Annotated in this window: 22 protein-coding genes; 14 read left to right on the top strand and 8 right to left on the bottom strand. The window is 69.9% G+C overall.

Annotated features, from left to right (window positions below; all coding sequences use genetic code 11):
* Positions 1 to 56: 56 nt before the first annotated feature.
* From ACWDEX_RS28420 to ACWDEX_RS28405, 4 genes are all read left to right on the top strand, one after another.
* On the top strand, positions 57 to 1442 hold the full coding sequence (locus ACWDEX_RS28420) for an NADP-dependent succinic semialdehyde dehydrogenase (RefSeq protein ID WP_450467082.1): 1386 nt from the start codon (positions 57 to 59) through the stop codon (positions 1440 to 1442).
* Between the two features lie 26 nt (positions 1443 to 1468).
* The gene (locus ACWDEX_RS28415) at positions 1469 to 1699 is read left to right on the top strand and encodes a DUF6213 family protein (RefSeq protein WP_071366487.1); all 231 of its coding nucleotides are present in this window, start codon (positions 1469 to 1471) and stop codon (positions 1697 to 1699) included.
* A 282-nt stretch (positions 1700 to 1981) separates the two neighbouring features.
* A complete protein-coding gene (locus ACWDEX_RS28410; protein ID WP_450467166.1) occupies positions 1982 to 3106 on the top strand; it encodes a type III polyketide synthase in 1125 nt (374 codons plus the stop codon).
* An 11-nt stretch (positions 3107 to 3117) separates the two neighbouring features.
* Positions 3118 to 3657, top strand: coding sequence for a cupin domain-containing protein (locus ACWDEX_RS28405; RefSeq protein WP_450467081.1), 540 nt, complete (start codon positions 3118 to 3120; stop codon positions 3655 to 3657).
* Positions 3658 to 3676: 19 nt separating this feature from the next.
* On the opposite strand, the gene ACWDEX_RS28400 is transcribed toward ACWDEX_RS28405, so the two are convergent.
* Positions 3677 to 4903 (bottom strand): acyl-CoA dehydrogenase family protein, encoded by a 1227-nt coding sequence (locus ACWDEX_RS28400; RefSeq protein ID WP_450467079.1) that lies wholly within the window; start codon positions 4901 to 4903, stop codon positions 3677 to 3679.
* A 190-nt stretch (positions 4904 to 5093) separates the two neighbouring features.
* Between ACWDEX_RS28400 and ACWDEX_RS28395 the strand changes: the two genes are divergently transcribed.
* The gene (locus tag ACWDEX_RS28395; RefSeq protein ID WP_450467078.1) at positions 5094 to 5738 is read left to right on the top strand and encodes a TetR family transcriptional regulator; all 645 of its coding nucleotides are present in this window, start codon (positions 5094 to 5096) and stop codon (positions 5736 to 5738) included.
* 29 nt (positions 5739 to 5767) lie between these two features.
* On the opposite strand, the gene def is transcribed toward ACWDEX_RS28395, so the two are convergent.
* Entirely contained in the window at positions 5768 to 6325 is a 558-nt protein-coding gene (def, locus tag ACWDEX_RS28390) for a peptide deformylase (RefSeq protein ID WP_450467076.1), read from the bottom strand.
* Between the two features lie 142 nt (positions 6326 to 6467).
* Here def and ACWDEX_RS28385 point away from each other — a divergent pair, with 142 nt between their 5' ends.
* The 5 genes from ACWDEX_RS28385 to ACWDEX_RS28365 all read left to right on the top strand — a co-directional run bounded on the left by ACWDEX_RS28385 (position 6468) and on the right by ACWDEX_RS28365 (position 11244).
* Positions 6468 to 7706 (top strand): MurT ligase domain-containing protein, encoded by a 1239-nt coding sequence (locus ACWDEX_RS28385; protein ID WP_450467075.1) that lies wholly within the window; start codon positions 6468 to 6470, stop codon positions 7704 to 7706.
* 29 nt (positions 7707 to 7735) lie between these two features.
* Complete coding sequence (locus ACWDEX_RS28380; protein ID WP_450467074.1) at positions 7736 to 8464, top strand: type 1 glutamine amidotransferase; 729 nt, start codon at positions 7736 to 7738, stop codon at positions 8462 to 8464.
* A 277-nt stretch (positions 8465 to 8741) separates the two neighbouring features.
* Positions 8742 to 9767, top strand: a complete 1026-nt coding sequence (locus tag ACWDEX_RS28375; protein ID WP_450467073.1) for a 6-phosphofructokinase — start codon at positions 8742 to 8744, stop codon at positions 9765 to 9767.
* A gap of 199 nt (positions 9768 to 9966) precedes the next feature.
* Positions 9967 to 10926 (top strand): cytochrome c oxidase assembly protein, encoded by a 960-nt coding sequence (locus ACWDEX_RS28370; RefSeq protein WP_450467071.1) that lies wholly within the window; start codon positions 9967 to 9969, stop codon positions 10924 to 10926.
* Positions 10927 to 11085: 159 nt separating this feature from the next.
* Positions 11086 to 11244 (top strand): hypothetical protein, encoded by a 159-nt coding sequence (locus ACWDEX_RS28365; protein ID WP_450467069.1) that lies wholly within the window; start codon positions 11086 to 11088, stop codon positions 11242 to 11244.
* A 3-nt stretch (positions 11245 to 11247) separates the two neighbouring features.
* Here the strand turns inward: ACWDEX_RS28365 and ACWDEX_RS28360 are convergent, their stop codons facing one another.
* Genes ACWDEX_RS28360 through ACWDEX_RS28345 form a run of 4 tightly spaced genes read right to left on the bottom strand, consistent with a single transcriptional unit; the run spans position 11248 to position 15292 of the window.
* On the bottom strand, positions 11248 to 12453 hold the full coding sequence (locus ACWDEX_RS28360) for a sensor histidine kinase (protein ID WP_450467068.1): 1206 nt from the start codon (positions 12451 to 12453) through the stop codon (positions 11248 to 11250).
* Entirely contained in the window at positions 12450 to 14162 is a 1713-nt protein-coding gene (locus ACWDEX_RS28355) for a sodium/solute symporter (protein WP_450467067.1), read from the bottom strand. The genes ACWDEX_RS28360 and ACWDEX_RS28355 overlap by 4 nt, the downstream gene beginning before the upstream one ends.
* 9 nt (positions 14163 to 14171) lie before the next feature.
* Positions 14172 to 14528, bottom strand: coding sequence for a hypothetical protein (locus tag ACWDEX_RS28350; protein WP_450467066.1), 357 nt, complete (start codon positions 14526 to 14528; stop codon positions 14172 to 14174).
* Positions 14529 to 14533: 5 nt separating this feature from the next.
* Positions 14534 to 15292 (bottom strand): LytR/AlgR family response regulator transcription factor, encoded by a 759-nt coding sequence (locus tag ACWDEX_RS28345; RefSeq protein ID WP_450467065.1) that lies wholly within the window; start codon positions 15290 to 15292, stop codon positions 14534 to 14536.
* A 100-nt stretch (positions 15293 to 15392) separates the two neighbouring features.
* Here ACWDEX_RS28345 and ACWDEX_RS28340 point away from each other — a divergent pair, with 100 nt between their 5' ends.
* From ACWDEX_RS28340 to ACWDEX_RS28325, 4 genes are all read left to right on the top strand, one after another.
* On the top strand, positions 15393 to 15908 hold the full coding sequence (locus ACWDEX_RS28340; RefSeq protein WP_450467064.1) for an Lrp/AsnC family transcriptional regulator: 516 nt from the start codon (positions 15393 to 15395) through the stop codon (positions 15906 to 15908).
* A gap of 123 nt (positions 15909 to 16031) precedes the next feature.
* Complete coding sequence (gene ddaH, locus ACWDEX_RS28335) at positions 16032 to 16844, top strand: dimethylargininase (protein ID WP_450467063.1); 813 nt, start codon at positions 16032 to 16034, stop codon at positions 16842 to 16844.
* Positions 16841 to 18061, top strand: a complete 1221-nt coding sequence (rocD, locus tag ACWDEX_RS28330; RefSeq protein ID WP_450467062.1) for an ornithine--oxo-acid transaminase — start codon at positions 16841 to 16843, stop codon at positions 18059 to 18061. Before ddaH ends, rocD begins: the two co-directional genes overlap by 4 nt.
* 355 nt (positions 18062 to 18416) lie before the next feature.
* The gene (locus tag ACWDEX_RS28325) at positions 18417 to 18545 is read left to right on the top strand and encodes a hypothetical protein (RefSeq protein ID WP_450467060.1); all 129 of its coding nucleotides are present in this window, start codon (positions 18417 to 18419) and stop codon (positions 18543 to 18545) included.
* A gap of 168 nt (positions 18546 to 18713) precedes the next feature.
* Here ACWDEX_RS28325 and ACWDEX_RS28320 read toward each other — a convergent pair whose 3' ends face one another.
* Together ACWDEX_RS28320 and ACWDEX_RS28315 are read right to left on the bottom strand one after the other, a co-directional pair.
* The gene (locus ACWDEX_RS28320) at positions 18714 to 20312 is read right to left on the bottom strand and encodes an alpha/beta hydrolase (RefSeq protein ID WP_450467058.1); all 1599 of its coding nucleotides are present in this window, start codon (positions 20310 to 20312) and stop codon (positions 18714 to 18716) included.
* A gap of 522 nt (positions 20313 to 20834) precedes the next feature.
* Entirely contained in the window at positions 20835 to 21110 is a 276-nt protein-coding gene (locus ACWDEX_RS28315) for a type II toxin-antitoxin system Phd/YefM family antitoxin (RefSeq protein WP_450467057.1), read from the bottom strand.
* Positions 21111 to 21240 lie beyond the last annotated feature (130 nt).

Raw genomic sequence — 21240 nt, 5'->3', positions numbered from 1 at the left:
GGTGGCTACCGCGGCGCGGGAAGGTCGAGGCAGAGCGCGTTCCCAGGAGGTCGGCCATGCCCATCGCCACCGTGAACCCGGCGACCGGCGAGACACTCAAGACGTATGACGCCCTGAGCGCGGAGGAGATCGAGCGCAGGCTCGCCGCCGCCGACACCGCCTTTCGTACTCATCGCACGACCACGTTCGCCGAACGGGCGCTGCGCATGCACAGGGCCGCCGACCTGCTCGAGGAGGACGAGCGGGACATCGCCCGGACAATGACCACCGAAATGGGCAAACCCGTCCGGCAGGCCCGCGCGGAGGCCGCGAAGTGCGCCAAGGCGATGCGCTGGTACGCCAACCATGCCGAGGAACTACTGGCCGACGAGGAACCCGGCGAGCAGGACGTGAAGGAATCGGGCGCCTCCTGGGTGATCGTGCGCTACCGGCCGCTCGGCCCGGTGCTCGCCGTGATGCCCTGGAACTTCCCGCTGTGGCAGGTGGTCCGGTTCGCCGCGCCCGCGCTGATGGCGGGCAACGTGGGGCTGCTCAAGCACGCCTCGAACGTCCCGCAGACCGCGCTGTACCTGGAGGACCTGTTCCGCCGGGCGGGCTTCGCCGAGGGCTGCTTCCAGACCCTGCTCGTCGGCTCGGGCACGGTGGAGAAGGTCCTGCGCGATCCCCGGGTCAAAGCCGCCACCCTCACGGGCAGCGAACCGGCCGGCCGTGCCGTCGCGTCGGTCGCCGGGGACGAGGTCAAGAAGACGGTCCTGGAACTGGGCGGCAGCGACCCCTTCGTCGTCATGCCGTCCGCGGACCTCGACCGGGCCGCCGAGGTAGCGGTGACGGCACGTGTGCAGAACAACGGGCAGTCCTGCATCGCCGCCAAGCGGTTCATCGCTCACACGGATGTGTTCGACGCGTTCGCCGAGCGGTTCACGGCCGGTATGAAGGCGCTGAAGACCGGTGACCCGATGGATGAGGAGACCGACGTCGGGCCGCTCTCCAGCAAGCAGGGGCGCGCCGATCTGGAGGAACTCGTCGCCGACGCGGTGGAGAACGGCGCGACGGTACTGTGCGGGGGCGAGCGTCCCGACCGGCCCGGCTGGTACTACCCGCCGACCGTTCTCGCCGACGTCACCCCGCAGATGCGCATCCACCACGAGGAGGCGTTCGGTCCGGTCGCCACGCTCTACCGGGCCGCGGACCTCGACGAGGCGGTGGCGATCGCGAACGACGCGCCGTTCGGGCTGAGTTCCAACGTGTGGACGCACAACGGCACTGAGGTCGACCGCTTCGTACAGGATGTGGAGGCAGGTGGCGTGTACGTCAACGGGATGACGGCGTCCCATCCGGCGTTCCCGTTCGGCGGGGTCAAGCGGTCCGGTTACGGCCGCGAGCTGTCCGGACACGGAATCCGGGAGTTCTGCAACATCACCACCGTATGGCACGGGGCGTGAGCGTTCCGCGGGCTACGATCGCTCCTGTGAACCGCGAAGTGACCCTCCCGCTCATCGTCGACGACCGCGGCACGTTGCAAGTGGCGGCGGCCGACGTCAGCAAATTGCTGCGCACGGTGGGCGGCCGGTGGCTGCGCCTGGTGGAAGCCGGCGAGGACGGGCTCGACGAGGACACCGTGGCCGCGCTCACGATCGAGCTCGCGAAGCTCGCCGATCGGATCGACGTCGCCTGCATCGCGCACAGCTCTCTGCGCTAGCCGGTTGCGCCGGCTGGGGCCTGACAGTCCCGCGCGCCCCTGCCGGGGCCTGCTCAGGTCGGGCAGCCGATCGCCGTGCGGGCCAGGAGCGCACTTCCCCGTGCTCGTCTCCAACGGCTCTCTGACGCTCCGCGTCATCGCAGGGCCTCCCCCGGCCCCGTCTCCGCCACTCTTCGTGCCTGACCTTCACTCTGCGTCGATCGCTGGAGTGGAGTAATCCGACGCGATATCCCGGCGCCGCGGGGTGATCGTGGGTGGGTCACCCGGATGTAGGGGTGACCCATCCTTCCGCCGGGGGACGAGAGTCCCTCGCCAAGGCGAAAGAAGGCGCGCCCCATGGCGACTCTGTGCAGACCCGCGGTTTCCGTTCCGGAACATGTGATCACGATGGAGGAGACGCTCGAACTCGCGCGTTCCCGCCACGCCGACCACCCCCAACTCCCGCTGGCACTGCGACTGATCGAGAACACCGGGGTCCGCACCCGGCACATCGTGCAGCCCATCGAGGAAACCCTGAAGCACCCGGGTTTCGAGGAGCGCAACAACCTCTATGAGGCCGAGGCCAAGGCCCGCGTCCCCGCGGTTGTCCAGCGGGCGCTGGACGACGCCGAGCTGCTCGCCTCCGACATCGACGTGATCATCTACGTGTCCTGCACCGGGTTCATGATGCCCTCGCTGACCGCGTGGCTGATCAACACCATGGGCTTCGGCACCGACACCCGGCAGATACCGATAGCCCAGTTGGGCTGCGCCGCGGGCGGCGCGGCCATCAACCGGGCTCACGACTTCTGCACCGCCTACCCGGACGCCAACGCGCTCATCGTGGCCTGCGAGTTCTGCTCGCTGTGCTACCAGCCCACCGACCTGGGCGTCGGCTCGCTGCTGTCCAACGGCCTGTTCGGTGACGGCATCGCGGCCGCGGCCGTCCGCGGCAAGGGCGGCACCGGCGTCAAGCTGGAACTCAACGGCTCGTACCTGATCCCCAAGACCGAAGAGTGGATCATGTACGACGTCCGCGCCACCGGATTCCACTTCCTCCTGGACAAGCGGGTGCCGACCACCATGGAACCGCTCGCCCCGGCACTTCAGGAACTGGCGAGGCACCACGGCTGGGACGCCTCCGACCTGGATTTCTACATCGTCCACGCCGGTGGCCCGCGGATCCTCGACGATCTGAGCACGTTCCTCGATGTGCCCTACGAGGCCTTCCGGTTCAGCCGGGCCACGCTCACCGAGTACGGCAACATCGCGAGCGCCGTCGTCCTGGACGCGCTGCGCCGGCTCTTCGAGGCGGGCGGTGTCGAGGACACCTCGCGCGGGCTGCTGGCCGGTTTCGGGCCGGGCATCACCGCGGAGATGGCCCTGGGCCGCTGGCAGAGCTCCGAGAACGCGAAGCCGAAGAAGTGAGTGAGCCACTGATGACGGCGACGGAAGGCGTGGCGGCCATCGAAGGCCTGCTCGTGCCGCCGGGGCACGGACGCGTCGTGCAGACACCGGCCCAGCACGTGACGTTCAAGGTGACCGGCTCGCACTCGCGTATCTCGTCCACGTTCGAGGTGCTCGTGCCGCCGGGCTTCGACGTCGGCGCCCATGTGCACACGCGCAGCGAGGAGTTGTTCTACATACTCGAGGGCGAGCTGGACGTGCTCGCCTTCGAGCCGCGCGTACGGACCCCCGACCACTGGCAGAAGTGGGAGTCGAGGACGGGCAACCGGGTGGTACGCGCGACGCCCGGCACGGTCATCGTCGTACCCCCTGGCTGCCCGCACGCCTTCGCGAACCCCACCGAGGCCCCCGCGAAGATGTTCTTCCAGGCGTCCCCGCCCCCGGATCACGAGCGTTACTTCGAGGAGTTGCTGGAGATCCTGCGCGACGGGGGTCCGCCGGACCACGAGGCGATCGAGGCGCTGCGGCGGCGGTACGACATCGAACAGCTGACGCCTTTGAGGCACCGGTGAGCTCCGGCGCCCCACGGCGCTAACGGATCGGCATCCCCGACAGAGTCCGGGAAATCACCAGCCGCTGGATCTCGCTCGTCCCCTCGAAGATCGTGTAAATGGCCGCGTCCCTGTGCATCCGCTCCACCGGGTACTCCCGGGTGTATCCGTTGCCACCGAGGATCTGGATCGCCTGCGCGGTGACCTTCTTCGCGGTCTCACTGGCGAACAGCTTCGACATCGACCCCTCGGCCGCCGTGAACGGCTTGCCGTTGACCGCCATCCAGGAGGCGCGCCACACCAGCAGACGGGCTGCGTCGATCTGGGTGCGCATGTCCGCGAGCTGGAAGGCCACGCCCTGGTTGTCGATGATCGGTCGGCCGAACTGCTCACGCGTCTTCGCGTAGTCCAGGGCCACCTCGTACGCGGCCCGGGCGGTACCCACGGCCATCGCGCCCACCGCCGGACGGGACGCCTCGAACGTGGCCATCGCCGCGTTCTTCACGCGCTCGCCGTCCTTCTTGGCCTTCTCGCGGGCGCGCGCCAGCCGTTCGTCCAGCTTCTCCTTGCCGCCGAGCAGACAGGAGCCGGGGAGGCGGACGCCGTCGAGGACCACCTCGGCGGTGTGCGAGGCGCGGATGCCGTGCTTCTTGAACTTCTGGCCCTGGGACAGGCCGGGCGTGTTCGGCGGGATGATGAAGGAGGCGTGGCCCTTGGAGCCCAGCTCCGGGTCGACCACCGCGACGACCACGTGGACGTTGGCGATGCCGCCGTTCGTCGCCCAGGTCTTGGTGCCGTTGATGACCCACTCGTCCTTGGCCTCGTCGTACACGGCACGGGTGCGCATCGAGGCGACGTCGGAACCGGCGTCGGGCTCGGAGGAGCAGAACGCGGCCACCTTGACGTCGTTGGCGTCGCCGTACATCTGGGGAATCCAGGTGCCGATCTGCTCCTCGGTGCCGTTGGCGAGCACGCCCACGGCGGCGAGGCCGGTGCCGACGATCGACAGGGCGATGCCGGCGTCGCCCCAGAACAGCTCCTCCATGGCCATCGGTATGCCGAGGCCGGTGGGGTCGAAGTACTGCTGGGCGTAGAAGTCGAGGGAGTAGATGCCGGTCTTCGCGGCTTCCTGGATGACCGGCCAGGGAGTCTCCTCACGCTCGTCCCATTCGGCGGCGGCGGGGCGGATCACATCGGCGGCGAAGCCGTGCAGCCAGTCCCGGACCTCCTTCTGTTCGTCATTGAGCTCCATGGTGAACTCGGCCATGTCCCCTCCAGCACTGCGCTAGCATGTTACTTGCGGTAACTCGCAGTCTGTTACTCGCCAGTAGGAGAAGTCAACTCCCAAGCCGGCGGTGAGGCGCCCACGAGCGGGGTCGGCAGCTCGTTCGATGACTACCCGCCTTTCGGTGTTAGTTTGCGCAGGCGTCACAGATCAGCGCAGGTGGGGAGAGATCATGGACACCAGGCAGCGGACCGATCAACAGCGGTCCGCCGACCACCGACGGCGCGAGCTGCTGGAGGCCGCCGACAGAGTGGTGCTGCGCGACGGTCCCGGCGCCTCGATGAACGCCATCGCCGCCGAGGCGGGCATCACCAAGCCGATCCTCTACCGCCACTTCGGCGACAAGGGCGGGCTGTACGCCGCGCTCGCCAAGCGCCACACGGACGCCCTGCTCGACTCGCTGCGGGCGGCGCTGGACGCCCCGGCCGAACGACGGGAGCGGGTCGAGGCCACGCTGGACACCTATCTGGCGGCGATCGAGGCACGGCCGCAGGTGTACCGCTTCCTGATGCATCCGGCGGAGGGCGGCTCCCAGAGCGACCAGGGCTTCGACACGGGCAGACACTCCATTCCGTTGCTGCGCCGCATGGGCGAGGACCTGGCCCAGGTCATCGAGGAACGGGTGGACCTCGGCCCGGACAGCCACCGGCTCGCCCGCGTGTGGGGACATGGCATCGTCGGCATGATGCACGCCGCCGGTGACTGGTGGCTCGGCGAACGGCCCTGTTCACGGGCGGAGTTGGTGCGGAGCCTGGCGGATCTGCTGTGGGGACGGCTGGCCGCCGCCGGGAACCGCGTGGGAGGCCCCGGGTTCTGACGCACGGGTAGTCCCCGGCCGGCCGGGGACTACCGGGGTGCGACGTCCCGGCGGTTCCAGGAGGCCCTGGCCACCTGCCGCATCACCCTCCGCCGGCGCAGGCCGCCGAGCCTGTCCACATAAAGGCCCCCGTCCAAGTGGTCGCACTCGTGCTGCAGGCACCGGGCGAACCACCCCGTGCCGTGCACCCGCACCGGTTCGCCGTCCACCGTGAAGCCCTCGACGACCGCCTGGTCGTAGCGCTCGGTTCCCGCCTCAAGACCCGGCAGGGACAGACACCCCTCCGGACCGCGCAGCACCACACCGTCGGCCGCCACGAGCCGCGGGTTGACCACGTGTCCCAGATGACGCACGTCCTCGTCATCCGGACAGTCGTACACGAACACCCGCAGCGGCTCCCCGATCTGGTTGGCGGCCAGCCCCACGCCCCGCGCGGCGTACATCGTGGCGAACATGTCCTCGACGAGCCGGGCCAGTTCGGGGCCGAAGGCGGTGACCTCCGCGCACGGCGTACGCAGCACGCGATCGCCGAGCAGGGTGAGGGGCCGGACGCGCCCGCGGGCGCCCGGGATGGAGCGGTGTCGCATGGCGGCAAGGGTACGGTCCTTGCATGTCGCGCGGGCACCGGGGCGGTCCCGCGATTCGGGAGTGTGACCGGATCTCGATAGGCTGAGGCTCGCACGTTGCCGGGACAGGGCTGCGCGCCGTAACAAGGAGGATCGGGAACTGATGGCAGGCAACTCGGACCCGCTGACGCCGCGGGCCAAGCTCGCCGTGACCGCGGGCAAGGCGGTCGCTGCGGCATCGCGCGCCGCGGGGCGCGGCAGCGGATCGGTGATCGGCGGCCGAGTGGCGCTCAAACTCGACCCCGATCTCCTCGCCCGGCTCGCCCAGCACCTGGACGTCGTCCTGGTCTCGGCGACCAACGGCAAGACCACGACCACCCGCCTGATCGCGGAAGCGCTGCGCGCCGCGGGTCCGGTCGTCTCCAACGCTCTCGGCGCCAACATGCCCGCCGGTATCACCTCGGCGCTGGCGGGCGGCTCGGACGCCAAGTTCGGTGTCATAGAGGTCGACGAGAAGTACCTCGCCGGGGTCGCCCGGGACACCGACCCGAAGTGCATCGCGCTGCTCAACCTCTCCCGTGACCAGCTCGACCGCGCCGCCGAAACCCGGATGCTCGCCGAGAACTGGCGCGAGGGTCTGTCGGGCAGCAAGGCCGTCATCGTCGCCAACTGCGACGACCCGCTGGTCGTGTGGGCCGCCTCGGCCTCTCCCAACGTGGTCTGGGTCGCCGCCGGTCAGATGTGGAAGGACGACGCGTGGTCCTGCCCGTCCTGCGGCGGTGTGATGCAGCGACCGGGCGACGACTGGTACTGCGGCGAGTGCGGCTTCCGCCGGCCGACCCCGAGCTGGGCGCTGTCCGGCGACCACGTCCTCGACCCGCACGGCTCGGCCTGGCCGATCCACCTCCAGCTGCCGGGCCGCGCCAACAAGGCCAACGCCGCCAGCTCCGCGGCCGTCGCCGCCGTCTTCGGCGTTCCCCCGCAGGTCGCCCTTGAGCGCATGTACCAGGTGCAGGCGGTGGCCGGGCGCTACGACGTGGTCCAGTTCATGCAGCGCGACCTGCGGCTGTTGCTGGCGAAGAACCCGGCCGGCTGGCTGGAGACCTTCTCGCTGATCGACCCGCCGCCGACCCCCGTGATCCTCTCCGTGAACGCGCGCGGCGCCGACGGCACCGACACCTCCTGGCTGTGGGACGTCGACTACACGCGGCTCACCGGCCACCCGATCTTCGTCATCGGCGACCGGAAGCTGGACCTCGCCGTGCGCCTGGAGGTCGCGAACCAGTCCTTCCAGGTCTGCGAGAACCTCGACCAGGCCGTCCAGCAGGCTCCGCCGGGCCGGATCGAGGTCATCGCGAACTACACCGCGTTCCAGGACCTGCGACGCCGCGTCGGCAACTGATCCCCGCACCGAACTAAGGACGATCATCGATGAGTGACAGCAGCCTCCGGTTGGTGTGGATCTACCCCGACCTGCTCAGCACCTACGGCGACCAGGGCAACGCGCTGGTCGTGGAGCGCCGGGCCCGGCAGCGCGGCCTCGACGTGGCCCGCCTCGACGTGCGCAGCGACCAGCCGATCCCGACCTCCGGCGACATCTATCTGATCGGCGGCGGCGAGGACCGTCCGCAGCGGCTCGCCGCCGAGCGGCTGCGCCGCGACGGGCACCTGTACCAGGCCGTGCAGAACGGCGCGATCGTGTTCTCCGTCTGCGCCGGCTACCAGATCCTGGGCCACGAGTTCGTCAACGACCTCGGGCAGCGCGAGCCGGGCCTCGGCCTGCTCGACGTGGTCTCGGTGCGCGGCGAGGGCGAGCGTTGCGTCGGCGACGTCCTCGGGGACATCGACCCGCGCCTGGGCCTGCCGCCGCTCACCGGCTTCGAGAACCACCAGGGCGTCACCCACCTCGGTCCGACCGCCCGCCCGTTCGCGCAGGTCCGGCAGGGCCGGGGCAACGGCACGGGAGACGGCACGGAGGGCGCGTACAACGACACGGTCTTCGGCACGTACATGCACGGTCCCGTCCTCGCCCGCAACCCGCAGATCGCCGACCTGCTGCTGAAGCTGGCGCTGGACGTCAACGCACTGCCGCCGGTCGACGACCGCTGGTACGAGGCGCTGCGCGACGAGCGCATCGCAGCCGCACAGCAGCCCGCCTAGGGTCTTTTGTTCGTGGATCGCAAGGCGGAGGAGGGCGGCAGGGTGGAGCCCTGCCAACCGACGACAACGCGGCGAGGCGCGGCACCAGACCCCGCGAGCCCGGCCTGACCCGAACGAAAGACCCTAGCCCGTCTGTCGGGGCGCCCGCACAGCTGAGCGGGCGCGTCCAGCAGACGGACGGACGGTGCGGTCCCGCCCTTGCCGCCCTAGGGTGGCGGGGATCGATCCGGACAGCGTGGTCCGGTACCCGGCCCACATGGAGAAGGTATCTGGGTCCATGCGCATTGGTGTCCTCACCTCCGGTGGTGACTGCCCCGGCCTGAACGCCGTCATCCGGTCCGTCGTGCACCGCGCCGTCGTCGACCACGGCGACGAGGTCATCGGCTTCCGGGACGGCTGGAAGGGCCTTCTGGAGTGCGACTACCTCAAGCTCGACCTCGACGCGGTGAACGGCATCCTGGCGCGCGGCGGCACGGTCCTCGGCTCCTCCCGGGTCCGTCCCGAGCATCTGCGGGACGGCGTGGAGCGGGCCAGGGCCCATGTCGCGGAGCTGGGACTGGACGCGATCATCCCGATCGGCGGCGAAGGCACACTCAAGGCGGCCCGACTGCTGTCCGACGGCGGTCTTCCGATCGTGGGCGTGCCGAAGACCATCGACAACGACATCGCCGTCACGGACGTCACCTTCGGCTTCGACACCGCCGTGGGCGTAGCCACCGAGGCGTTGGACCGGCTGAAGACCACCGCCGAGTCCCACCAGCGCGTGCTGATCGTGGAGGTCATGGGCCGCCACACCGGGTGGATCGCGCTGCACTCCGGCATGGCCGCCGGCGCCCACGCGATCGTCGTGCCGGAACGCCCCTTCGACATCGAGGAGCTGACCGCCCGCGTCGGCGAACGGTTCGCGGCCGGCAAGCGGTTCGCGATCGTCGTGGCCGCCGAGGGCGCCAAGCCGAGGCCGGGCACGATGGACTTCGACGAGGGCGGCAAGGACGTCTACGGCCACGAGCGCTTCGCGGGCATCGCCCGCCAGCTCTCCCGGGAGCTGGAGCAGCGCCTCGGCAAGGAAGCCCGTCCGGTGATCCTCGGGCACGTCCAGCGCGGCGGCACGCCGACGGCGTACGACCGCGTCCTCGCCACCCGCTTCGGCTGGCACGCCGTGGAGGCCGTGCACCGCGGCGAGTTCGGCATGATGACCGCGCTGCGCGGCACCGACATCGTCATGGTGTCCCTGGCCCAGGCGGTGCAGACGCTGAAGACGGTTCCTCAGGAACGGTACGCCGAGGCGGAGTGCGTCATGTGACACAGCGGTGAGAGCGCCGCAGCGCCGGTGCTCCACCCACTGTGGTCGTCCATGGCTTGTCGCACAGACCCCGCATCCCTTACGGACGTACCACACCGCCCCCGGTCGAAGCTGCGACCGGGGGCGGTTCTACCCTGGTGGGGCGGTTCTACTCTGCTGCGGACAAACAGCGCATAACCCATGAAACAGGAGCTGGCGGATGGATCACAGCGGACACGGCATGCCCGGCATGAACATGGATCTGCCGCCGTTCACGCTGGGGCGGGGTCTGGAATGGTCCACGGACTGGTTCTTCCTCATCACCTGTCTCCTCGGGATCGGGCTGTACCTCTGGGGCGTCACACGACTGGTCCGGCGTGGTGACAAGTGGCCGGTGGGCCGCACGCTCTGGTTCGTCACCGGCGTCCTGACGATCATGCTCGTCATGTGCACCAAGCTGAACGACTACGGCATGGTCATGTTCAGCGTGCACATGGTGCAGCACATGGTGATCAGCATGCTGTCGCCGATCCTGATCCTGCTCGGCGCGCCGACGACCCTGGCGCTGCGCGCGCTGCCGACCGCGGGCCGCGGCCGCAAGGGGCCGCGCGAACTGCTGCTGATGCTGCTGCACAGCCACTACATGCGCTTCATCACCCACCCGGGGTTCACGATCCCGATGTTCATCGCCAGCCTGTACGGGCTGTACTTCACCCCGCTCTTCGACTTCCTGATGGAGTCCAAGACCGGGCACATCGCGATGATGGTGCACTTCCTCGCCGTCGGCGTGGTGTTCTTCTGGCCGATCATGGGGGTCGACCCGGGACCGCACCGCCCCGGCTTCATGATGCGGATCCTGGAACTGTTCGCGGGCATGCCGTTCCACGCGTTCTTCGGCATCGCCCTGATGATGGCGTCCACGCCGATGGTGGGCACCTACATGCACCCGCCCGCCTCGCTCGGCATCGACGCCCTCTCGGACCAGTCCTCGGCGGGCGGTATCGCCTGGGCGTTCAGCGAGATCCCCTCCGTGCTGGTACTGCTCGCGCTGCTCTTCCAGTGGCGCAGTTCCGAGGAGCGGCAGGCCAAGCGCAAGGACCGGGCCGCGGAGCGCAACGGCGACAAGGAACTCGAGGCGTACAACGCCTATCTCGCCTCGCTCAACGCACAGGGTCGCTGAGTTCCGCGACACCGCTGAAATCCCGTTGGTCTTGAAGGGGGCTGTCCGGCTGATGAGCCGGACAGCCCCCTTCCGTCTACGCCGGATGTTGGTTTTGTCCGGTGCACCGTGCGCAGAACCAGGCACCATGGGGGAACGAACCCTGAGGAGGGTGTTGCGATGCCTGGTTCAACGAAGACGATGGGGGTCCTCACCGTCGGTGGACTCGTCGCGGTGACGGCCTACACGGTGGCGCTCGGCAGCAACGGCTGGTTGTGGTTCGGCTGGGCCGTTCTCGGCCTGATCACCCTCGGCATGGTGGTCTCCGGCGACACCTGAGGATCACTCCCGGGGCAGCCGTCCCGCCGAGTGCACTCCCGGCTGGTACTTCGGCAACCGGACGGTGATCTTCATACCCGCGCCCATCGCGGTCTCGATGACGAGCCCGTGGTTGTCGCCGTAGACCTGGCGCAGCCGGTCGTCGACGTTCGACAGGCCGATACCGCCCGACGGGCTGACCTCTCCGGCAAGAATGCGGCGCAGTAGCACGGGGTCCATTCCGGCGCCGTCGTCCTCGATGACGACCAGGGCCTCGGCGCCGGCGTCCTGGGCGGTGATGCTGATGTGCCGTTTGTCGACGGTGCCCTCCAGGCCGTGCTTGACCGCGTTCTCCACGAGGGGCTGGAGGCAGAGGAAGGGCAGGGCGACCGGCAGCACCTCGGGCGCGATCTGCAGGGTGACCGACAGCCGGTCGCCGAAGCGGGCCCGCACCAGCGCCAAGTAGTGGTCGATGGCGTGGAGTTCGTCGGCGAGCGTGGTGAAGTCGCCGTGCCTGCGGAACGAGTAGCGGGTGAAGTCCGCGAACTCCAGCAGGAGTTCCCGGGCGTGCTCGGGGTCGGTGCGCACGAACGAGGCGATCACTGCGAGTGAGTTGAAGATGAAGTGCGGGGAGATCTGGGCGCGCAACGCCTTGATCTCGGCCTCGATGAGCCGCGTACGGGACCGGTCGAGATCCGCCAGCTCCAGTTGCACCGACACCCACCGGGCGACCTCGCCCGCGGCCCGGACGAGGACGGCGGACTCGCGGGGCGCGCACGCCACCAGCGCCCCGTGCACCCGGTCGTCGACGGTGAGCGGGGCGACGACGGCCCAGCGCAGCGGGCAGTCCGGTGCGTCGCAGCGCAGGCGGAAGGCCTCGCCGCGGCCGGTCTCCCATGGGCCGGCGAGCCGCTCCAGCACTTCGTCGCGATGGTGCTCCCCCGCGCCGTCCCAGGCCAGCACGGTCTCGCGATCCGTGAGACACAGAGCGTCCGTACCGAGCAGGGTGCGCAGCCGCCGCGCGGACTTGCGGGCCGTCTCCTCGGTGAGACCGCCGCGCAGCGGGGGTGCGGCCAGAGAGGCGGTGTGCAGGGTCTGGAAGGTGGCGTGCTCGACAGGGGTGCCGAGCCCACCGAGGCTCTCCGGGCGCGCGGTGCGCCGGCCGGCCCAGAAACCGGCCGCCAGCAGAGGGAGGACGGCCACGCACAGGCCGGCGAGGAACCCGCTCATGCCTTCACCTCCGCCCGCAGTTCCTCGGGTAGGTGGAACCGTGCCAGGATCGCCGCCGTCCGGGCCGGCACCCGCCCCGGCGTGGCCAGGGACACCAGCACCATGGTCAGGAACCCGAGCGGCACCGACCAGAGCGCGGGCCAGGCGAGCAGGGCGTGCAGGGTGCCGGTGACCGGACAGCCCGCCATCGTCGCCGCCACCGCCACGAACGCCGAGCCGCCCCCGACCAGCATCCCGGCCGCCGCCCCGGGCGGGGTCAGCCGCCGCCACCAGATGCCCAGCACGAGCAGCGGGCAGAACGACGACGCGGACACGGCGAAGGCGAGGCCCACCGCGTCGGCGACCGGTAGCCCGCCCACGAGCACGCTCGCCGCCAGCGGCACCGCCATCGCCATCAGCGTGCCGAGCCGGAAGTGCCTGACGCCCCGCGACGGCAGCACGTCCTGCGTGAGGACACCGGCCACCGCCATGGTCAACCCCGACGCCGTGGACAGGAAGGCGGCGAAGGCCCCACCCGCGACCAGCGCGCCGAGCAGGTCCCCGCCGAGCCCTCCGATCATCCGCTGGGGCAGCAGCAGCACGGCGGCGTCGGCGTCCCCGGCGAGGGTGAGGTCCGGGGCGTACAACCGGCCCAGGGCCCCGTAGACCGGCGGCAGAAGGTAGAAGGCGCCGATCAGACCGAGCACGACAACGGTGGTGCGGCGGGCGGCGACACCGTGCGGGCTGGTGTAGAAGCGGACCACGACGTGCGGCAGGCCCATGGTGCCGAGGAAGGTGGCGAGGATCAGTCCGTAGGTGGCGTACAGCGGGCGTTCGCGGCGGCCGGACACCAGCGAGGTCGACATGCCGCCGTTGCTGCCGTGGTCGGCGGTGGGGACGGGGTCGCCCTGGGCGAAGGCCAGCCGGGTGCCGCGTTCGATGCGGTGCGTGCCGGCGTCCAGCTTCACGCGCCCTCCCGCGTACCGCCGGCCGTCGATGGTGCCCGTCGCCGTGACGCCGAGCGGGCGGGCCAGTGTCAGGTCGAGGCTGTCGTCGATCCGTACGACGCGGTGCTCGCGGAAGGTCACCGGCTCGGCGAAGGCCCGGCGTGGCGCACCGTCGCCCTGCCAGGCCAGCACCAGGAAGAGCGCGGGGACGAGCAGGGCGGTGAGCTTGAGCCAGTACTGGAAGGCCTGGACGAAGGTGATGCTGCGCATACCGCCCGCGGCGACGGTCGCGACCACCACGACCGCGACGATGATCCCGCCGAGCAGGTCGGGTGCCCCGGTCAGCACGGCCAGCGTGAGCCCGGCGCCCTGGAGTTGGGGCAGCAGGTAGAGCCAGCCGACGCCGAGGACGAAGGCTCCGGCGAGCCGTCGGACCTGCTGCGAGGCCAGCCGGGCCTCGGCGAAGTCGGGCAGGGTGTAGGCGCCCGAGCGGCGCAGCGGGGCGGCCACGAACAGGAGTATGACCAGATAGCCGGCGGTGTAGCCGACCGGGTACCAGAGCATGTCGGGGCCCTGGACCAGGACGAGGCCGGCGATGCCCAGGAAAGAGGCGCCGGAGAGGTACTCGCCGCTGATCGCGACCGCGTTCAGGCGGGGGCCGACGGTCCGGGAGGCGACGTAGAAGTCGGAGGTGGTGCGGGATATGCGCAGGCCGAAGGCACCGACGAGGACGGTCGCCAGGACGACGAGAGCGACCGCGGGAACGGCGTAGTTCTGGTTCATGCTCGCGCCTCAGCGGTCCTCGACGAGGCGGACGAAGTCCCGCTCGTTGCGCTCGGCACGGCGTACGTACCAGCGGGCGAGCAGGACGAGCGGCGGAAAGAGGCAGAAGCCGAGGACGGCCCATTGCAGGCCGCTGTGCCGGGTGGTGGCGAAGACCAGGGGCAGGGGCCCCACCAGAAGCACCAGTACGGCGAACACGGCCAGTGCCGCCTTGAGTTGGCTGCGCATCAGCGAGCGGACGTAGGTGTGGCCGAGCGTGGTCTGTTCGTCGATCTCGGTACGGGGCCGGTAGTAGCCGGAGGCATGGAGGGGGCGCCGGGGCGGCCCGGTGACGACGACACGGCGTTCGCTGGGGTCCTGGGGCATCGACCTCACCGCCCCGCGGTCCGGCGCATCAGCAGGTCCCGCAGTTCGCGGGCGTGCCGTCGGCTGACCTGGAGTTCGACGGGGCCGATGAGGACGCTCACCGCACCCGTGTCCAGGCGGAGTTCATCGATGTGGCGCAGTGCGACGAGGTGGCGGCGGTGGATGCGGACGAAGCCGCGTGAGCGCCAGCGCTCCTCCAGGGTGGACAGCGGGATCCGGACGAGGTGGCTGCCCTGGAGGGTGTGCAGGCGGGCGTAGTCGCCCTGTGCCTCCACATGCGTGATGCCCTCGACCGGCACGAACCGCCGCACTCCGCCGAGTTCGACACAGATGTGGTCGGGATCGGGCTCGTGCACGGTGATCAGGGGTGCGGCATCCCGCAGGTGCGCGGCGCGGCGCACGGCCTCCGCGAGCCGCTCGCGCCGCACGGGTTTGAGGACGTAGTCGACGGCCTTGAGGTCGAAGGCCCGTACGGCGAAGCCCTCGTGGGCGGTGACGAACACGACCAGCGGCGGCCGGGCGAGGCCGGTGAGCAGCCGGGCCATCTCCAGTCCGTCGAGTCCGGGCATGTGGATGTCGAGGAAGACGACGTCGATGGCGTCGGGGCCGTCGGGGCCGGACTCCAGGGCGCGGTTGATGCGGCGCAGCGCCTCGGTCGCGTCGCTCGCGCCCTCCGCACTGCCGATCCGGGGGTCCGCGTTCAGCAGATAGAGGAGTTCCTCGAGCGAGGGACGTTCGTCGTCGACGGCAAGGGCGCGCAGCATGAACGTGGAGTGTAGGAGCAATCCGCACGTCTGGACATGCGTCGGGCATGGACGTTCTCGCTGGATACGGTGGTGGCGTGGCTGTGGTTACAGTGCCCGCATGAACAGCAGGCCGACCGCGTTCGACGAACTCGACCGCAAGATCATCACAGCGTTGACGGCGAACGCGAGGAGTAGTTTCGCGGAGATCGGCGCGACGATCGGGCTGTCCGCGACCGCGGTCAAGCGCCGCGTTGACCGACTGCGCGAGACCGGCGTGATCACCGGGTTCACGGCCACGGTGAAGCCGTCGGCACTGGGTTGGCGTACGGAGGCGTACGTCGAGGTGTACTGCGAGGGCGCGGCGCCGCCCCGGCGGCTGGCGCAAGTCGTGCGCGACCACCCGGAGATCACCGCGGCGATGACGGTGACCGGCGACGCGGACGCGTTGCTGCACGTGCGGGCGACGGATGTGGAGCACTTCGAGGAGGTGCTGGAGCGGATCCGTACCCAGCCGTTCATCCGGAAGACGGTCAGTTACATGGTGCTGACCCATCTCCTCCCGGAGAGCCCGGAAGCGGGCGCCAGCCATCCCGCACCGGAGGACCCGCCGGGGGACGCAGCAGACGTGCGCTGACCTCGGCGACAACGCAGCGATCCTGCGCGCATACGCAGCTTTCGCCGCTTGTCGCCCCTCTCCTCCGCTTCCTACCGTGGTGTCATTCCCAACCGACACCGCAGGAAGTGGAGGAGCCTTTCTGTGCCTGAAAGCCGTGTGCCGCGCTTGCGGCGCTTCCTCGTCTGTGAACCCAGACACTTCGCCGTGCAGTACGCGATCAATCCCTGGATGCACCCCGACACCCGGGTCGACGTCGATCTCGCCCAGAACCAGTGGCAGACGCTGATCAACGCATACCGCGCCCACGGCCACACCGTGGAGAGCGTGGAGCCGGTGGCCGATCTCCCGGACATGGTGTTCGCGGCCAACTCCGCGCTCGTCCTTCAGGGACGGGTCTTCGGCTCGCTCTTCCACGCCCCGCAACGCCGCCCGGAGTCCACCGCGTACGACACCTGGTTCAAGGAGGCGGGCTTCGACGTCCACCGTCCCGAGTCGGTGTGCGAGGGCGAGGGCGATCTGGTCCCCACCGGCCGGTACGTGCTGGCCGGCACCGGCTTCCGTACGACGTGGGAGGCGCACCGCGAGGTGCAGGAGTTCTTCGGGGTCCCGGTGATCAGCCTCCAGTTGGTGGACCCATACTTCTACCATCTGGACACGGCGCTGTTCGTCCTCGACGACGACAACATCGTGTACTACCCGGAGGCGTTCTCTCCGGGGAGCCGCGAGGTGCTGGCGCGGCTGTACCCGGACGCCGTACTCGCCACCCGCGAGGACGCCCTGGCTTTCGGCCTCAACTCCGTCTCGGACGGCCTGCACGTCTTCATCGCACCGACGGCGACCGCCCTCGCCGACCGGCTCGCACTCCGCGGATACGTCCCCGTCCCCGTCGACCTCTCCGAGTTCCACAAGGCCGGCGGCGGCATCAAGTGCTGCACCCAGGAGATCCGTCCATGACCGCACCCGTCGTTACCCGTTCGTCCGCCGAGCTGATCCGTGCCGAGGAGCCGGTTCTCGCACACAACTACCATCCGCTGCCCGTGGTCGTCGCCCGCGCCGAGGGCACCTGGGTGGAGGATGTGGAGGGCCGCCGCTACCTCGACATGCTCGCCGGCTACTCGGCCCTCAACTTCGGGCACCGCAACCCCGTGCTGATCGAGGCGGCCCACCGTCAGCTCGACCGTCTGACCCTGACCTCCCGCGCCTTCCACAACGACCAGCTGGCCGAATTCGCCGAATCCCTGGCCGAGTTGACGGGCCTGGACATGGTGCTGCCGATGAACACGGGCGCTGAGGCGGTGGAGAGCGCCGTCAAGGTGGCCCGTAAATGGGCTTACGAGGTCAAGGGCGTGCCCGCCGACCGGGCGACGATCGTGGTGGCGGCCGATAACTTCCACGGCCGTACGACGACGATCGTCAGCTTCTCGACCGACGAGACGGCCCGTTCGGGCTTCGGACCCTTCACCCCGGGCTTCCGGATCGTCCCCTACAACGATCTCGCCGCGCTGGAGGCGGCCGTCGACGAGACGACGGCCGCCGTGCTGATCGAGCCCATCCAGGGCGAGGCGGGCGTGATCATCCCCGACGACGGCTATCTCACCGGTGTCCGCGACCTCACCCGCCGCGCCGGATGCCTGTTCATCGCGGACGAGATCCAGTCGGGCCTCGGCCGCACGGGCAGGACCCTGGCGGTGGAACACGAAGCGGTCGTACCGGACGTCCTGCTGCTCGGCAAGGCGCTCGGCGGCGGAATCGTGCCGGTGTCCGCGGTCGTCGCGGGCCGGGACGTCCTGGGTGTGCTGCGGCCTGGCGAGCACGGGTCGACGTTCGGCGGCAACCCCCTTGCGGCGGCGGTCGGTTCGGCTGTCATCGGCCTTCTCGAGACGGGTGAGTTCCAGCGCACGGCGGCCGAGTTGGGCGTGGTGCTGCGGGACGGGCTCGCCGCGCTCGTCGGCAAGGGCGTCGTGGACTTCCGCGCGCGCGGGCTGTGGGCGGGCGTCGATATCGACCCGGCGATCGGCACGGGCCGCGAGATCAGCGAGCGCCTCATGCGTGAGGGAGTCCTGGTCAAGGACACCCACGGCTCCACCGTCCGCCTCGCGCCTCCGTTGACGGTCACGGGCGAGGAGCTGGGGTCGGCGCTGGGGGCGCTGGAGAAGGTGCTGGCTGCGTGAGAGGCTCGGCATCCGGGGCCGGTCCGGACCGGTGGCCCCGGATGCCGAGCCCGTCGGCATCCGAGGGGCTGCTCCACCTTGCAGGGCCTCGTGGTCAGCCGTCCATCGGTCGGCGACCGCGTTGCCCGTCACGCCGGGCAAGAAGACGAGAGCGAGCAGACCGGAGACGGTCGCGCCCTCCGCAGACGGAGCCTGACGCACGTCACAGCACCCACCTGACCGGTATGCACAGAAATGCGACTCGTGCCACGCTGATCAGGGGCGTAACGGCCCCATCTCCGTCATCGAGGAGTGAGCCGACATGATCGACCGGAGAAGTGATCGCTTTGTGGACGACTCAGGCCATATCAGGGACATGACCGAGGAGACCCTCGGCGCCCAGGAGCAGGCACGACAGGAACGCCAGCACCGGCAGGAGGAACAGCAGCGCGGCCGTCCGGCGGACGAGTCCCCTTCCGAACCGGAAGACGACGACCGTCTTTGAGGGGGCAGCTCCGCAAGGCCCCTGTCGGACCACAGCCGACGGCACCACCACGCCCGAGCACGCCGCCTGTCTGGAAGCGGCCTTGCTCGCCAGGGCGGAGCAGTCGGCCGAACGCACGCGAAAGGGGCGGCCGGGCATCCGGCCGCCCCTTTCCTGCTTGCCGGTTACCTACGGCTTCGGCGTGGCGTGCGGCGCGCACGTCACGTCGGCGCTGTCCGTCTTGCCGGTCAGCAGGTAGGTGTTCACCCGGTCGTTGATGCACGGGTTGACCAGACCGGTCACGCCGTGCGAGCCCGCGTCCTTCTCGATGATCAGGCGGGAGCCCTGGAAGCGCTGGTGCAGTTCGACCGCGCCCTCGAACGGCGTCGCGGCGTCACGGGTGGACTGCACGATCAGGACGGCCGGAAGGCCCTTGCCGGTCTTCACGTTCACCGGGGTCTGCTGCTTGGCAGGCCAGGTGGCGCACGGCAGGTTCATCCAGGCGTTCGCCCACGTCATGAACGGGTAGTCCTTGTGCAGCCGGGTGTTGTCCCGGTCCCACTTCTGCCAGTTCGTGGGCCACTTGGCGTCGGTGCACTCGACGGCCGTGTAGACGGCGTTGCCGTTCTCGTCGGAGGCGTTCCCGGCCGTGTCGGACAGATCGGGCGCGGCGGCGTCGACGAGCGCCTGGGTGTCACCGGCGACGTACTTGCTGAAGACGGTGGCGATCGACACCCACGTGGAGTCGTAGTAGGGCGCGCTCTGGAAGAAGTTGATCAGCTCGGCCGGGCCGACGATGCCGCCGATGGGGTTCTTCTTCGCGGTGGCACGCAGTTCGAGCCACTTCGCCTCCACCGCCGCTTGCGTGGTGCCCAGGTGGAAGGTGGCGTCGTTGGCCGCGACCCAGTTCTCCCAGTCCTTCCAGCGGCCGTTGAAGGCGACGTCCTGGTCGAGGTTGGCCTGGTACCAGATCTTCTCGTGCGAGGGGTTGACCACGCTGTCGACGACCATGCGGCGCACATGGTCCGGGAAGAGGGTGCCGTAGACGGCGCCGAGGTACGTGCCGTAGGAGACGCCCAGGTAGTTGAGCTTCTTCTCGCCCAGCGCGGCACGGATGACGTCCAGGTCGCGCGCGGTGTTGGGCGTGGTCATCTGCTGGAGCATCGCGAGGCCGGTGCGCTCGAGGCAGCCCTCGGCGTACTCACGGGCGAGCTTGCGCTGGGCGAGCTTGTCCGCCTCGGAGTCGGGCACCGGGTCCGCCTTGGGCGCCTTCACGAACTCCTGGGGGTCGACACAGGAGATGGGCGTCGAGTGGCCGACACCGCGCGGATCGAAGCCGACGAAGTCGTACGCCTTCGCCGCGTTGGCCCAGACGGCGCTCTTGTTGGTGACCCGGGTCGGGAAGCGCATCCCGGAGCCGCCGGGGCCGCCCGGGTTGTAGACGAGGGCGCCCTGGCGCTCCTCCTGGGTGCCCGTGTTCCCGATGCGGTCGACGGCGAGCTTGATCTGCTTGCCATCCGGGTGGGCGTAGTCGAGCGGAACGTTGACCCAGCCGCACTGGATGGGCTTCGCCAGCCCCCAGCCGGCCGGACAGTCCTGCCAGTCGATCCCGGCCTTGGCGGCCCGCTCGGCGGCGATCGCGGTGCCGCGCGCCTCCCTGTCCTGGCCTTGGCCCGCGTCGGCGGCGGCCGACGGCGCGGCCATGGCGCCGGCTATCAGCGTGGCGAAGACGAGCGCCCCCGCGGAACCGAGCGCGGTCGCCCGTCTCGTCGATCTGATGCCCCTCAAGTGGGACCTCCCCGCACATCGTTGCGATTGGTACAGGGGGATCCTTTCTGCTGTGCGGTCACCGGAACAGAGGGCGACCTGGCTTCTTTACCAATCTGATAGGCATACAACGGCCGCCCGCTGTGCGGAGACCGGCCATGCCAGGTCGTACGACGGCGAGTCGCCGGAGCACCGTTCTCATGTCGGGATCAACTGCTTCGGGGTTCAGCGCGATTCTCCGACCTCGGGGTCTCGTACGTTCGTCAACGCCCGCAGCCCCTTTGGAAAGCACCTTCGGGGGCGTGTCGCCGGACTGGACCATCCGCGCCGCGAACCCATCGGCGGTCGTGTTCACGACCCGTGCCGGGAGCGGCAACTCCCGCAGTACGAGGGTGCGTTCGAAATCCATCGCTACGCCGACGAGGCCACCGCCCGGGACGCCATCGAGGACTGGACCGCAGACGGCGCGGTGGTCGTCATCGCAGGAGGACGCGAGTTGCCGACCGGGCATGGCACCGGGGCCCGGTCTCCCGAACGTCGTGGTCAGGAAGCGTTGGGTCCTCGGTGCTCGGCGGCGATGCCGAAGCGGTGTCGCTCGCGCGGCACCGGGGCCACCTCGCGGACGCTGGAGACCGAGCTGATCACCTGCTCCTCCGTGGCGTCGACTTCGGCGAGCCGCTCGAGGTCGGCGGCGGAGACCAGGGCGACGAGAGGCTTCCCGTGCCGCGTGACGACGACACGCTCGCCGCCGTACACGACACGGTTGATCAGATCGGCAAGCTCAGCCCTGGCTTGCGTCACCGGAATCTCGTAGGCCATGTCGTCCAGCTTACGACCTGGGGGCAATGGGGAGTGGGTGAAGGAGCGGCGTCCGGTGCGGTCGATCGCAAGGCGCCGGAAGGTCCTCGTAGCGGAGCTACTAGGACATTTCGGCAACGCCGCGAGCGGC

It is taken from the genome of Streptomyces sp. NPDC001020, assembly GCF_053599115.1.
Note: the sequence above shows the minus strand (reverse complement) of the source record. Positions and strands in the feature narration are given on the sequence as shown.

Coding starts and splice junctions, on each gene's coding strand:
- ACWDEX_RS28370 (WP_450467071.1), top strand. CDS start 9,967: ATGGATCACAGCGGACACGGCATGCCCGGCATGAACATGGATCTGCCG.
- rocD (WP_450467062.1), top strand. CDS start 16,841: ATGACCGCACCCGTCGTTACCCGTTCGTCCGCCGAGCTGATCCGTGCC.
- def (WP_450467076.1), bottom strand. CDS start 6,325: ATGCGACACCGCTCCATCCCGGGCGCCCGCGGGCGCGTCCGGCCCCTC.
- ACWDEX_RS28360 (WP_450467068.1), bottom strand. CDS start 12,453: ATGAGCGGGTTCCTCGCCGGCCTGTGCGTGGCCGTCCTCCCTCTGCTG.
- ACWDEX_RS28350 (WP_450467066.1), bottom strand. CDS start 14,528: ATGCCCCAGGACCCCAGCGAACGCCGTGTCGTCGTCACCGGGCCGCCC.
- ACWDEX_RS28325 (WP_450467060.1), top strand. CDS start 18,417: ATGACCGAGGAGACCCTCGGCGCCCAGGAGCAGGCACGACAGGAACGC.
- ACWDEX_RS28385 (WP_450467075.1), top strand. CDS start 6,468: ATGGCAGGCAACTCGGACCCGCTGACGCCGCGGGCCAAGCTCGCCGTG.
- ACWDEX_RS28420 (WP_450467082.1), top strand. CDS start 57: ATGCCCATCGCCACCGTGAACCCGGCGACCGGCGAGACACTCAAGACG.
- ACWDEX_RS28405 (WP_450467081.1), top strand. CDS start 3,118: ATGACGGCGACGGAAGGCGTGGCGGCCATCGAAGGCCTGCTCGTGCCG.
- ACWDEX_RS28400 (WP_450467079.1), bottom strand. CDS start 4,903: ATGGCCGAGTTCACCATGGAGCTCAATGACGAACAGAAGGAGGTCCGG.
- ACWDEX_RS28345 (WP_450467065.1), bottom strand. CDS start 15,292: ATGCTGCGCGCCCTTGCCGTCGACGACGAACGTCCCTCGCTCGAGGAA.
- ACWDEX_RS28395 (WP_450467078.1), top strand. CDS start 5,094: ATGGACACCAGGCAGCGGACCGATCAACAGCGGTCCGCCGACCACCGA.
- ACWDEX_RS28355 (WP_450467067.1), bottom strand. CDS start 14,162: ATGAACCAGAACTACGCCGTTCCCGCGGTCGCTCTCGTCGTCCTGGCG.
- ACWDEX_RS28375 (WP_450467073.1), top strand. CDS start 8,742: ATGCGCATTGGTGTCCTCACCTCCGGTGGTGACTGCCCCGGCCTGAAC.
- ACWDEX_RS28365 (WP_450467069.1), top strand. CDS start 11,086: ATGCCTGGTTCAACGAAGACGATGGGGGTCCTCACCGTCGGTGGACTC.
- ACWDEX_RS28315 (WP_450467057.1), bottom strand. CDS start 21,110: ATGGCCTACGAGATTCCGGTGACGCAAGCCAGGGCTGAGCTTGCCGAT.
- ACWDEX_RS28340 (WP_450467064.1), top strand. CDS start 15,393: ATGAACAGCAGGCCGACCGCGTTCGACGAACTCGACCGCAAGATCATC.
- ACWDEX_RS28380 (WP_450467074.1), top strand. CDS start 7,736: ATGAGTGACAGCAGCCTCCGGTTGGTGTGGATCTACCCCGACCTGCTC.